Annotated in this window: 11 protein-coding genes and 1 rRNA gene; 8 read left to right on the top strand and 4 right to left on the bottom strand. The window is 72.2% G+C overall.

The genetic code is table 11. The features are described from left to right. Positions 1-261 (top strand): 23S ribosomal RNA (locus D7X12_RS43810); the annotation flags it as partial. A 21-nt stretch (positions 262-282) separates the two neighbouring features. Here the strand turns inward: D7X12_RS43810 and D7X12_RS33120 are convergent. Beyond that, positions 283-669, bottom strand: a complete 387-nt coding sequence (locus tag D7X12_RS33120) for a serine/threonine protein kinase (protein ID WP_120629220.1) — start codon at positions 667-669, stop codon at positions 283-285. Positions 670-946: 277 nt separating this feature from the next. On the opposite strand from D7X12_RS33120, the gene D7X12_RS33115 reads away from it, so the two are divergent. Further along, positions 947-2,446, top strand: coding sequence for a HAMP domain-containing sensor histidine kinase (locus tag D7X12_RS33115; RefSeq protein ID WP_120629222.1), 1,500 nt, complete (start codon positions 947-949; stop codon positions 2,444-2,446). 132 nt (positions 2,447-2,578) lie between these two features. Next, positions 2,579-3,184: a hypothetical protein gene (locus tag D7X12_RS33110; protein WP_244224930.1), complete on the top strand. Its 606-nt coding sequence runs from the start codon at positions 2,579-2,581 to the stop codon at positions 3,182-3,184. A gap of 31 nt (positions 3,185-3,215) precedes the next feature. Here the strand turns inward: D7X12_RS33110 and D7X12_RS33105 are convergent, their stop codons facing one another. Together D7X12_RS33105 and D7X12_RS33100 are read right to left on the bottom strand one after the other, a co-directional pair. After that, positions 3,216-3,581: a response regulator gene (locus D7X12_RS33105; RefSeq protein ID WP_158620164.1), complete on the bottom strand. Its 366-nt coding sequence runs from the start codon at positions 3,579-3,581 to the stop codon at positions 3,216-3,218. 87 nt (positions 3,582-3,668) lie between these two features. Further along, positions 3,669-4,019 (bottom strand): helix-turn-helix domain-containing protein, encoded by a 351-nt coding sequence (locus tag D7X12_RS33100; RefSeq protein WP_120629218.1) that lies wholly within the window; start codon positions 4,017-4,019, stop codon positions 3,669-3,671. Positions 4,020-4,259: 240 nt separating this feature from the next. On the opposite strand from D7X12_RS33100, the gene D7X12_RS33095 reads away from it, so the two are divergent. The 3 genes from D7X12_RS33095 (at position 4,260) to D7X12_RS33085 (ending at position 9,103) form a co-directional block, all read left to right on the top strand. Next, positions 4,260-5,831 carry a GDSL-type esterase/lipase family protein gene (locus tag D7X12_RS33095; RefSeq protein ID WP_120629217.1) on the top strand — a complete coding sequence of 524 codons (1,572 nt, stop codon included), beginning with the start codon at positions 4,260-4,262 and terminating at the stop codon, positions 5,829-5,831. Then, positions 5,828-8,131, top strand: coding sequence for a serine hydrolase domain-containing protein (locus tag D7X12_RS33090; RefSeq protein ID WP_120629216.1), 2,304 nt, complete (start codon positions 5,828-5,830; stop codon positions 8,129-8,131). Before D7X12_RS33095 ends, D7X12_RS33090 begins: the two co-directional genes overlap by 4 nt. A 75-nt stretch (positions 8,132-8,206) precedes the next feature. Beyond that, positions 8,207-9,103 carry a zinc ribbon domain-containing protein gene (locus tag D7X12_RS33085; RefSeq protein WP_120629215.1) on the top strand — a complete coding sequence of 299 codons (897 nt, stop codon included), beginning with the start codon at positions 8,207-8,209 and terminating at the stop codon, positions 9,101-9,103. A 10-nt stretch (positions 9,104-9,113) separates the two neighbouring features. Here the strand turns inward: D7X12_RS33085 and D7X12_RS33080 are convergent, their stop codons facing one another. Continuing rightward, positions 9,114-10,196: a hypothetical protein gene (locus tag D7X12_RS33080; RefSeq protein WP_120629214.1), complete on the bottom strand. Its 1,083-nt coding sequence runs from the start codon at positions 10,194-10,196 to the stop codon at positions 9,114-9,116. A 225-nt stretch (positions 10,197-10,421) separates the two neighbouring features. On the opposite strand from D7X12_RS33080, the gene D7X12_RS33075 reads away from it, so the two are divergent. Together D7X12_RS33075 and D7X12_RS33070 are read left to right on the top strand one after the other, a co-directional pair. Beyond that, positions 10,422-11,243 carry a hypothetical protein gene (locus D7X12_RS33075; protein ID WP_147443874.1) on the top strand — a complete coding sequence of 274 codons (822 nt, stop codon included), beginning with the start codon at positions 10,422-10,424 and terminating at the stop codon, positions 11,241-11,243. Further along, on the top strand, positions 11,240-11,710 hold the full coding sequence (locus D7X12_RS33070) for a hypothetical protein (RefSeq protein WP_147443873.1): 471 nt from the start codon (positions 11,240-11,242) through the stop codon (positions 11,708-11,710). The genes D7X12_RS33075 and D7X12_RS33070 overlap by 4 nt, the downstream gene beginning before the upstream one ends. The last annotated feature ends 150 nt before the right edge of the window (positions 11,711-11,860 follow it).

Raw genomic sequence — 11,860 nt, 5'->3', positions numbered from 1 at the left:
ACCCAGACCGACAGCTAAGGCCCCCAAATCTAGTCTAAGTGAACACTAGAAAGGATGTGGCAGGTCATTGACAACCAGGAGGTTGGCTTAGAAGCAGCCATCCTTTAAAGAAAGCGTAATAGCTCACCGGTTCGGAGCGCGTGGTGGACGCGGTGGACCTGGAGGCTCGGGTCGCGGCTCGGGTCGCCGCCCTGCTGCTGGAGGAGGCGGGGCCCCGTGAGCGCCCCGGCCCCTACGTGAACGGCGTCCACGCCGCGGTGGAGGCCATCGAGCGCATCGCGCTCAGTGCTTGAAGCCCTGGTGGCCCGCGGCCGGCTCGATGCCGTGCGCCATGACGAAGTGGTAGAGCACCTGGGGGTCGTCCTTCGGGCCGCCCATCAGCTCCACCAGGAAGTGGCCCTGCTGGGGGTCGGCGTCCGGATCCGGGGAGATGGTGACCTCGGAGACGTCGCGGCCCACCATCACGAGCTCGCCCACCAGGGACTTGCCCTTGATGAGCTGGAGGACGTGCTGGCGCTCCTCCTCCATCAGCATCCAGTGGAAGTCGTCATGGTCGAACAGCGTCATGTCGGCGGAGCCACACCGCAGGATGCAGTTGGTGTGCTCCTGGATCCAGCGCCAGAAGGCATCGAAGTTCAGGGTGCGGGCCGGTGGGGAGAGCAGATCCATCGGGTGACCTCTTCAAGAAGGGGTGGACGCCCGGGTGACGGTAAGCGCGGGGTCGCGTGTGCGTGCTGCCTAGCATGGCCGGGCCTCGTGGGGCCGGCTCCTTTTCGGGGGGCGTCGCGGAGGGGGCCTGTCGGCCAGGGGTACGCGAATCCACGATATCGGACGCTTGTTGCGGTCCTCAGGAAGAGGGCGACATTCGTAGGGGTTGAGGCCGCCTGGAGGGAGGATGCCCAAGCTCGTGGATGGACGCCGTTTGGAGACCCGCACAGGACGCGCGATGAGCCTGCGCGCCTTCTTCACCACCGTGATGGGCGGCCTGGTCCTGCTCACCGTGGTCTGCGCGACGTTGCTCGTGGTGTTGACCAGTGCGCTGGAGCGCATGGCGTCCATCCTGAGCGAGTCCGTGGAAGGGGTGCGGCAGGCGGAGGAATTGGAGGTGGACCTGCTCGTCCACTCCCGCCTCATCGCGGCGCCGCTCACGCCCATGCTCACGCCCATGGTGGTGGACCCCTCGCGGGGGCGCACGCCGTCCGAGATTGAATCCGACCTGCACGTCCAATTGGAGTCGCTGCACAAGAGCGCCTCCTCCGACGAGGAGCGCCAGGTGCTGGTGGAGGTGGAGCGCCAGGTGGCGTTCTACCTGGGCGCGCAGCGCGCGGCGGCCGGCCGGATGAGCAGCGGCGACATGTATGACGCGGAGGTGGTGCGCACGCTGGATGCGGCGCTGCGTTCGCTGGAGCGCCTCATCCAGATCAACGTGGACCAGGCCCAGTCCGCCCGCCTGCGCGCGGCGGGCTGGAGCGAGACGGCCAACGTGCTGGGGCTGGCGCTGGGGCTGCTGCTCCTGGCGACGCTGGGGCTGGTGGTCTTCTGGCTGCGCCGCTTCGCGCTGCGCCCGGTGAGGCACCTCCAGCACGCGATGCGGGACTTCGGCGCGGGGCGCAACCGGGGCGCGCGCGCGCCGGAGGAGGGGCCGTTGGAGCTGCGCGACATGGCCCACACCTTCAACGAGATGGCGGAGAGCCTGGCCCACCAGCAGGAGCAGCAGCTGGCGTTCCTGGCGGGCGTGGCGCACGACCTGCGCAACCCCCTGTCCGCGCTGAAGCTGTCCACGTCGCTGGCGTCCTCCGGGCGCGCGGACGTCACCCCGGAGCGCATGCAGCGCACGCTGGCGCTGGTGCGCCGGCAGGTGGAGCGGCTGGACCGGATGGTGGGGGACCTGCTGGATGCCACGCGCATCGAGGCGGGGAAGCTGGAACTGCAGCCGGAGGTGCGCGACACGCGCGAGCTGGCGCGCTCCGTGGTGGAGCTGTACCAGTCCAACGACTCCGGCCACCGGCTGGAGCTGGTGGTGCCCGACAATGAGGTGCTCGTGCGGGCGGACCCCGCGCGGGTGGAGCAGGTGCTGACCAACCTGGTGAGCAACGCGCTCAAATACTCCCCCTCGGGCAGCCGCGTGGAGGTGTCCGTCCAGGGGGAGGGGGACCACGCGGTGGTGGCGGTGTCGGACCAGGGCATCGGCATGTCCCCGGAGGAGCTCAAGGGGCTCTTCGTCCCGTTCCAGCGCGCGGGCAACGCGAAGCAGCGCGCCCCCGGCGTGGGGCTGGGGCTGTCGGTGTCGCGCCGGATCGTCGAAGCGCACGGCGGCCGCATCGAGGTGGAGAGCCAGCCCGGCCAGGGCTCGGTGTTCCGCGTCCACCTGGCCCGGGTGTCCGCCGGCCCGCCCGGCCTGCCGGGCCCCTCCGACGAGGAGGAGGCCGCCGGTGCCGTGCACTGAAGGGAAGGCGCGGCCGGAATGCGGGGGCCAACCGTTGCCTGCCGCGCGTCGGCACGGTGCCAGGGTCCGCGAAGGGATGCGCCCGGGCACGGCAGGGCGTACCTTGCGGCACCTACGTCAGGAGAAGGCTGGATGATGAAGAATTCGCGCCGGGCCGTGCCGCTCGCCGCCCTGCTGGTGCTGGGAGGCTGTGCGGGGCGCACGCAGTCCGCGCCCCCGGCCGCCGCCGCCGAGCCCGTGCAGGCGCCGCCCGCTGTCGTCCAGTCCACGGAAGGGGGCTTCAGCGTGGCCTTCTCCGGCCCCGTGACGCAGGAGAAACGCGTGCAGCCCACGGACGTGGGCGAGGTGACGCTGCACACGTTCATCTCCGCGCGCGCGGAGGACGACACCGCCTACTACGTCTCCTACACGGACTTCCCGCCCGCGGCCGTGGCCCAGGTGGACCCGCGCTCCGTGGTGGACCGCGCCAGCCAGGGCGCGCTGGAGGCCCTGGGCGCCACGGCCATCTCCGCGAAGCCGCTCCAGATGGAGGGCGGCTTCCCGGGCCAGGAGGTGGGGGGCCTGTCCGGCCCGCGCCGCCTGCGCGGACGCTTCTTCATGGTGGGGCCGCGCCTGTACCAGCAGCTGCTGCTCCACCCGGAGGGCCGGCCGCCCCAGGATGCGGACCGCTTCTTCGACTCGTTCCACCTGGACCCGACCGTGGCGAGCAGGCTGGGCCACGAGACGCGCGGCACCTGAGAGCAGCGCCGGGGCGCCTGAGCCGTGGCGTTCAGTGCAGGGCGTGCACGAACCGGCGCACGCACGCGACCAGCACGTCGCGGTCGAAGGGCTTCTGGAGCACCTCGCGGATGGCCGGGTGCTTCTCCTCGCTGGCGCTGATGACCACGACGGGCATGTCCGCCAGCGCGGGCCGCTGGTGCAGGATGCCCAAGAGCAGCCAGCCGTCCTTGCGCGGCGTCCACATGTCCAGCAGGGCCAGCGCCGGTGGCGGGTGGGTCTCCAGCCAGGCGAGCGCCTCCGTCCCGTTCGCGGTGGCGACGACGGTGAAGCCCTCCGCTGACAGGATCTCCACGAGCGCCTCGCGCAGGTCGCTGTCGTCCTCGACGATGAGCAGGGTCGGTGGGGGGCGGCTCATGGAGCCTGACCCCATAGGCCGCCTGCGTCCGGGTGGACAGGGAACATCTGCCGGGTCCGACCGGCACGAGGGCGGTGTCCCCAAGTCCTAGGCGGACTCGTCGAACATGACCCGGAGCACGCGCCAGGCGAGCTTCACCTGGGGGCCGGTGCGGCACGCCAGGTAGTCGCAGATCTCCGCCACGCCGTCGGAGCGCTCCAGGTCGAAGGAGTGGAAGAGGGTCTTGAGGGACACGTCCAGCCCCACGGACAGCTTGCCCAGCGTGTCGAGTGACGGAGAGAAGCCACCGCGCTCGATGCGGCGGATGGCATCCACGGAGAGGTCGCTGCGCTCGGCGAGCTCTTCCTGCGTCAGGTCACGGCTGGTGCGCATGCGGCGCACGTGGTCGCCGAATCGTCGGTGGAGCTTGGTCCACGTTGTGAGTCTGTTCTTCGCCATATTCGCTGCAGACAATTTGGGGACAGCTCTCGCGGTGGGAAGGGAACGTGTTCGCATCCGGACCCTGCATTTGTAGGGGGGCCAGGGATGCTGCTTTTCCCGGGATGCGGCGCGCCCTGGAGCGTGTGGTGTTGGACGAAAGCATTGTCCGCAGGGACAGCCCGGGCGGCCCGCGGGGCGGCCAGGCACGGGGTAGGGAACATGCGCAGGCCCCCGCTTTCGTCTACGCTTTCGGGCCACATGACGGTTCCCGATGTCTCGCGGGGGCTCTGGCGGGTGCGGCTGCTCGCAGTGCTCGCGGGTGCCCTGCTCCCTGGGTGCGAGTCCCGCACACCTCCTCACCGGTTTCCCCTGACGACGTCCCCGGCACGGTCCGCGACGGAGGACGCCGCGCGCCCGGCGCCGCCCACGCCTCCGGTGCTGTCGGAAACGCCCCCCGAGGCTCCACGGCCCGTGGAGGTCGCGAAGGGGGGCGTGCCCGCGCCTGCGCCTTCGCGCCTCCCGACCCGCGTGCTGCCGCCCACGGGGGAGCGTGCCGGCCTCCTGCATGCGCTGGGGGAGCGGCTGAAGGCGCCGGGGGCTCCGGTGGAGGACCCGTGCCTCGAACCCCAGGGCACCGGGTGCGCGCGCTCCGCGCTGACGCCGTTCTACGCCGCGTTGGATGGGCTCGTGGACGGCGCGGTGAAGGGGCCCGTCGTCGTCGCCGCGTTCGGCAACTCGCTCATCGCGGGGGACCGCATCGTGGACGTGGTGCGCGAGGAGCTGGTGGCGGGCTTCGGCGGCGCGGGCCGGGGCGTGCTCCTGGTGGACCGCATGGCGCCGTATGGCGGAAGGGCGCGCACGGCCGCGGTGAGCCAGGGCTGGGAGCCGCGCACGCTGGGAGAGCTGCGCGCGCCGCCGCACCCCTTCGGCATCACCGGCGTGTACCACGTGGCCACGGAGGCCCGGGCGCGCGGTCGCTTCAAGCTGGAGGGCGAGCCGCGCGGGACGCTGTGGTGGAAGGACGTGGCGGGCGCGGGCCGGCTCGCCGTGTCGGTGGACGGGGTGATGCTGGCGCGCACGGAGCCCCAGGGGAACGGGGCCAGCCGCGCCACGGCCTTCGACGTGCCTCCGGGCGCGAAGTGGCTGGAGGTCAAGGCGGAGGGGAGAGGCGCCATCGTGCAGGGCGTGGTGCTCCAGCAGGACAGGCCCGGCGTCGTGCTGGACATGCTGGGCGTGCCGTCCGCGGATGCCACGCTGTATGCCCGGCTGGAGGAGGACGCGCTGAAGGCGCAGCTCCAGCAGCGCGACCCGAAGCTGCTCGTGTTCTTCCTGGGCGGCAACGAGTCCAAGCGCCTGGAGTGGAAGCGCACCGACGTGGCGACGGTGCGACGTGACCTGACCGCGCTCCTGCGCCGCACCCGGGCCGTCGCGCCCGGCAGCGCGTGCCTGGTGGTGGGGCCGATGGACGCGGTGCAGGACTCGCGTGCGAAGGGCAAGCCCCTGGCGCAGCGCCCGTTCCTGGAGGCCGCCATCAGCGCCGAGCGCGAGGTGGCGCTCGCCGAGGGCTGCGGCTTCTTCAACCTGTTCACCGCGATGGGCGGAGCGGGTTCGCTCGTGCGCTTCCATCAGGCGGGGTTCATGCACGACGACCTGGTGCACCCGCGTGGACAGGGGCTGGACCTGCTGGGCCAACTGGTCGCGGACGCGCTGGTGAACGGGTGGGCGGACCAGGGCACGGGGCCGGCTGCGGCGCTCGCGTCGTCACGCGAGGAGGCTCCGGCGAAGGCGCCCGGTGACGGCGCGCAGCGGACCGCGGAGGGCGTGCGATGAGGCGCGCCTTCGTCGCGCTGTGGTTGTTCATCGGCGCGCCCGCGCTCGCGGTGCCCCAGGCGCCCGTCGCGCAAGCCGTGGCCGAGCCGAAGGCGGGCGAAGTCGTCACGCCCGTGTCGCCGGAGTCCAGCGCGAAGGTCGCGTCGCCGGAGCCCGGCGCCAAGGCCGCGTCGGAGTTCCCGCCGGAGGTGGAGCGCGCGCTGGATGCGCTGGTGCGCGCGGACCTGAAGCAGGGACCCACCGCGGGCCTGTCGGTGGGCGTGATGCGGGGCGGCCAGCGCTGGATGCGCGGCTATGGCTTCCGCGACCTGGCGAAGAAGCTGCCGGCCACGGTGCGCACCACGTACCGCATGGCCTCCATCACCAAGTCCTTCACCGCGGTGGCGGTGATGCAGCTCGCGCAGGCGGGCAAGCTGGACCTGGACGCGGACATCCACACGCTGGTCCCCGAGTACCCGGCGAAGCAGTGGCCCGTCACCGTGCGGCAGCTGCTGGGCCACCTGGGCGGCGTACCCACCTACGACAGCCCCAGCGCGGGCAACAACACGAAGTCGGTGAGCTCGCGCGAGGCGATTGCCCTGTTCGCGGACCGTCCGCTCGTGGCGGAGCCGGGCACGCGCTACGTCTATACGACCTGGGGCTTCAACCTGCTGGGCGCGGCGGTGGAGACGGCGTCCGGCCAGTCCTACCGCGAGTACCTGCGCGACCACGTCTTCGGGCCCGCGAACATGACCCACGCGGACCTGGACGAGGTGCGCACGCGCGACGCGCATCACGCGGTGGGCTACCGCGTGCAGGGCACCGCGCTGAAGCCGTCGCGCTTCCTGGACGTGACGAGCCGCTTCGCCGGCGGCGGCACGCGCGCGACGGTGGAGGACCTGCTGGGCTTCGCGCGCGCGATGCTGGACGACACGCTGGTGACGCGCGAGACGATGGGGCGCATGCAGGCGTCGATGGTGACGCGCGACGGGCGCATCACCGACTACGGCATGGGCTTCGCGACCTATCCGCTCCGGGGCCACTACATCGTGGCGCACGCGGGCGGGCAGCCGGAGACGACGACGCTGCTGGTGGTGCTGCCGGCGGAGGACACCGCCATCGCGCTCGCCACCAACGTGGAGGACGAAGCGAAGCGGCTGCGCCGGCTGTCCGTGCGCCTGATGGAGACGGTGCTGGACGAGGGCGCGCCGGCCCGGTCGGGCCACCTCACCGACCCCGTGGACGCGGTGGAGTACGAGGGGCTGGGGCGGATGGCGAGCTACGGGCTCGCGTACCACGACTGGGCCACGCGCGGGCCGGGCCGCCTGCCGCCGGAGCAGGACCTGGCGGGCGCGTTCACGAAGGTGACGGCCCTCTTCGACCGCGCGGCCATCGCGAGGGACCCGCGAGGCGCGATGGAGCGGATCCGCGGCGCGCACGAGCCCCGGGCCGAGTCCCTCTTCATCCGCGTGGGCGCGCACATGGCCGCCACGGTGGAGCGGGTGCTGGGCACCGAGCGGCTGCGCACATACCGCACGCAGGGCGCGGCGGGCTTCTTCGCGGACTACCTGGCCGCGTGCGAGTCCGTGAAGTGTCCGGAGGCGGAGCGCTTCAACCCGGGGCTGCGGGACGACGTGGCCCGCTTCGTCGCCGGATGGAAGCGCGCGGAGGTGCCGGCGCTGCGGCGCTCGCGGCTGGACGACGCGAAGGACCCCGAGCGACTGTGGCCCGCGCTGAAGGAGGCGGCGGCGCGCGCGCCGACGGTGCGGCCGGACTACACGGAGGAGCTGCTGTCGCTGGCGGACCGGGCGAAGCGCAAGCCGGAGGTCCGGATGCGCTGGCTGGAGCGCGCGACGCAGCTGCATCCGGAGTCGATGGACGCGCACCTGGCGCAGGCGGTGGGGTTGCTGGAGGCGGACCGCGAAGCCGAAGCCATCCCGCACGTGCGCGAGGCGTTCGAGACGCCGGAGGGGACGCTGGTGCTGTCGCCCGCGGGCTTCATCCGGAGGCTGCTGGACACGCGCTCCCCGAAGGTCGCGCGGGGGCTGCTGCGCGCGGCGGTGACGCTGCATCCGGACGCGCCGGAGCTGTGGGACGCGCTGGCGAAGCGGGAGCGGGCCCTGGGGGACCCGGGCGCGGCGAAGGTGGCGCAGGGCCGCGCGAAGAAAGCCCGGCAGGTCCGCGCGGCGCAGGAGGCCCGGGCCCCGCGCACCCCGGAAGTCGTGGCACCCGCGGGGAGCACGCCCGCGCCGGACAAGGTCCCCCACGGGAGCACGTCCCCGACGGTGCCGGTGGATCCGGAAGCGTCGCCAGAGCCGTGAGGCCGGAGCCCTGAAGCGCGGTCCTGCCTTCGCTGACAGCGCTGGAGCGCCCGGGCCGTGCGAGGATGCGCGGCGATGACGCCTTCCTGTCCTTCCTGTCAGACCCCCTTCGTTCCCGGTGCGCAGACGTGCGGCGCGTGTGGTGCCGCGCTGCTCGTCGCCCCGACGCCCGGGAGCGCCGAGCCCGTCTGCGCGGTGCACCCGCAGTGGCGGAGCGTGGGCACGTGTCCCCGGTGCGGTGCCTTCGCCTGCGCCAGCTGTCTGCGCCCGGGCCCCGAGGGCGGGGTGTGCGCGGCCTGCCTCGAGCGGGAGCCCCTGGGCCTCCTGCCGTGGGACAAGCGCGAGGAACTGGGGACGCTCAAGGCCTTCTGGAAGACGTGCGTGGGCATGTTGATGCAGCCCACCCAGACGCTCCGGGGCATCAACCCCGACGCAGCGGTGGGCAGCTCGCTGGGCTTCGTGTTCCTGTCCGCGGTGGCGGGCTTCCTGACCACGGGCATCGTCTACACGGCGCTCATCGGCGTCATCATGGGGTTCATGCCCGAAGTGGCGGAGGCCACGGAAGGGGCGCCTGACCCGCAGAGCGTGACGCTGTGGATGACCGTGGGCATGGGGGTGTGGACGGTGCTGATGCCCTTCGTCAGCACGGGCATGACGCTGGTCCACGCGGGCCTGGATCACCTCATCCTGCGCATGGGCGGGGTGGAGAAGGGCTTCTCGGTGACGCTGCGCGCGCACGCGCTCTCCCAGGCGCCCTACATCGTCGGGTTGATTCCCTTCGTCGCGGTGTATGCCGCGCCCTTCTGGGCCATGGGGCTGCGCGTGGTGACGTACCGCTCGCTGCACCGCACCTCGTGGGGTGCGGCGGGGGCGGGCGCGCTGGTGGTGCCGGTGCTCTCCTGCTGCCTCTGTGGCGGCGGCTACGCGGGCATCATGTACTTCGCCTTCAAGGGCGCGTACGGCGGGGGCTGAAGCGTCCGCGCTACCGCTGCCCGGAGGCGGCGGTGGCGCCCCGGGGCACGCGGGGCCCCGGCGCGGGCCAGAAGCGCGCGCCCCGGAAGCCGTCGAAGGAGGCCGCCAGCCGCCGGGTGCCCACGTCGTAGACGCGCGCCTGCGCCGCGCCCGCGAGGAGCAGCAGGTCTCCGCGCGCCAGCGCACGCACGGAGCTGCGCGCGGGCAGCGTGAGGCCCTGGGGCTCGGCCAGGTGGCCGTCGTCCACCTCCCAGCGCACCGGCATCATGAGCGAGGTCTGCTCTCCCGTCGTCTGCCACGCGAAGAGCGGGCCGCTCCGGGACTCCACGCGCGCCCAGCCGCCGAACAGCTCATGTCCCCGGTGGGGCACCACGGCGTCGAGCCGCGCGGCATCCTGGCTGCCCTCGTCCAGCGCCTGCGCCGCCAGCGCATCCGGATCCGCGGACACCGTGGACGACACCAGCAGCTCCGCCGTGGTGAGCGCGAACACGGCGTCCGTGTCGCCGCGCGTGGCCACCGTCTCGATGCGCTTCCACGTGCCCGCCTCCCACCGGAACGCGTGCGCGAGCCCCGCGCCTTCCTCCGCCTCCGGGATGGGGATGCGGCGGCCGTCGAAGAGGAAGTACTCCTTCGCGCCCTCCACGCGCCGCACCAGGTCCCCGGTGTGCGCGACGAGCGCCACCAGCCGGCCCGCCGCGTCGAAGCCCACCGCGCCCGTCAGCCCCTCGTCGGGCAGCAGCTGCGCGGAGGCCTGCCCGGAGCCCAGGTCCACCGTCCACACGCGTCCGGGCCCCCGAGCGCTGCCCCCCGTGTCCCGCACGGCCGCGTGCAGCCCATCCGCGCTCCACGCGAGCTGGAGCCCGTCACACGCCGCATCCACCGTGACAAGGGCCCTGCGTCCGCCGTCGGACTCCAGGCGCGACCACGTGCAGCCCGACGGCGCCGCGTCCTGGAGCACCGAGAGCGAGAACGGCGCCACCTTCACCGGCGCTGGCACCCCCGGAGCTTCAGCAGGGGGCCCGGACGGCTCCGGGGGCTTCTGGCAGGCGCTCATGAGGAGCACGGCGCTGATGAGGCACGAGGTGCGGACCATGGTTGCGACCTTCCCGGAAAAAAGTGTCTTCCCTGGAATATAGCAGAGCGCCGGACGAATCCTTCAATGCTTGTTCAAAGTTGTCTTAGCGCGTCAGTCATTAAAGAACAGTAAATCGAGATAGGCCTATTGACGGTGGAGAGGGTCTGGCCGTATCCAGAACAGACATCCCTCCCGCCTTCCCAGGCGCTCGGATGACACGCGAGCGTCCGCCAGAGGTGTCACATGGTGACTGTCGAGCTGGATATCTTCTCGGGGCGTCCCAATCCGCGGTGGACGTTGTCGGAGCGGGAGGCGCGGCAGCTCACCGAGCGCATCCGCGCGGACCCGTCGCAGTTGTTGCCCCTGGACGCGTCGACAGGAGGCCTGGGCTACCGGGGCTTCATCGTGCGCGCCGAGGACACCGGCATGGCGGACGACTGGAAGCGTCTGGGATTGCCGCCGGTGGTGCGGCTGGGCGGCGCGTTCCAGCCGGAGTCGGCGGAGAGTTCGCGGTTCCTCCTGCACACGGCGGAGAGCGCGCGGCTGGACCTGCGGGACCCGGGGCCGGTGCTGGCGGAGGCCGAGTCGGTCATCGTCCAGTCCAGCGACGTGCAGGGTGTGATGACGATCTGCTATCCGGCGGCGCTGACCAGCGACACGGACTTCACCTTCTGGAACGGCGCGTCCTACCAGCCGTACAACAACTGCTACAACTTCGCGAGCAACCTGCGGACCAACACCTTCGCGCAGCCGGGCCGGGCGGCGGGGGCCATGTACACGGGCATTGACTGTGCGAGGGTGGGCGCGGCGGCGGTGCGGGACGGGTGGCTGACGACGTGCCGGACGGACACCAATTACAATGTCTGCCTCGTCATCTGGCCGGGCTATGACTATCACTGGTATCGCTTCTGCGCGAACAACCGCTGGTGTCACAAGCCGGGCGGGACGGCGGCGCGCAACACGGACAACAGCGGTCTGCTCATCACCAACCCGGAGACGTGCAACCGGGGCGGCTACACGGTGTTCTGCGGCTACTACCGTGGTTACAACGTGACGGTGTCGTGAAGCGGGCACCGCGCGTCTGGCGACTGGCGTGGGGCCTGGGACTCCTGGGAGCCTGGGCCTGCACCACGGGCAGCGCTCCCGCTGACACGGCGCGTGTGGAGGAGCGGCCCATGGCGGCGCGAGCGCAGGCGAGCGTGGATGTCTTCAGCGGACGCGAGCCCCCCACCTGGTCACTGGCGCCGGACGAGTCGCGCGCGCTGCGCGAGGCGGTGGAGGCCCTGCCGGTGGGGACGCGGTCCCGGCCCGACGTGGGGCTGGGCTACCGGGGCTTCACGGTGACGTGGGAGGACGGGGCGCAGGCGACGGTCTACCGCGACGTCGTGGAGTACGTGGTGGGCGGGCGCACGCAGGTGCGTGAGGACGCGTCCCGGGCGGTGGAGGAGCGGTTGTTGTTGGGGTCCAGGGCGCACCTGGATCCAGAGTTGTTCACGGCGGTGGCGTCGCAGGTGCAGGCAGCGCAACCCTGATTTTCCAAGCGAAGGAGCGTGTCATGTCGGGAGACTCGAACCGCCGTCACTTCCTCAAGGCGATGGGTTTGACGGCCGTCGCGGCCGTGGTGCCCGCGGGGCTGGGCGTCGCCAGCGTGGCGGGAGCCTCCGCTCCGGCGGCGGCGGGGG

The organism is Corallococcus sicarius (genome assembly GCF_003611735.1).
Taxonomy (GTDB): domain Bacteria; phylum Myxococcota; class Myxococcia; order Myxococcales; family Myxococcaceae; genus Corallococcus; species Corallococcus sicarius.
Note: the sequence above shows the minus strand (reverse complement) of the source record. Positions and strands in the feature narration are given on the sequence as shown.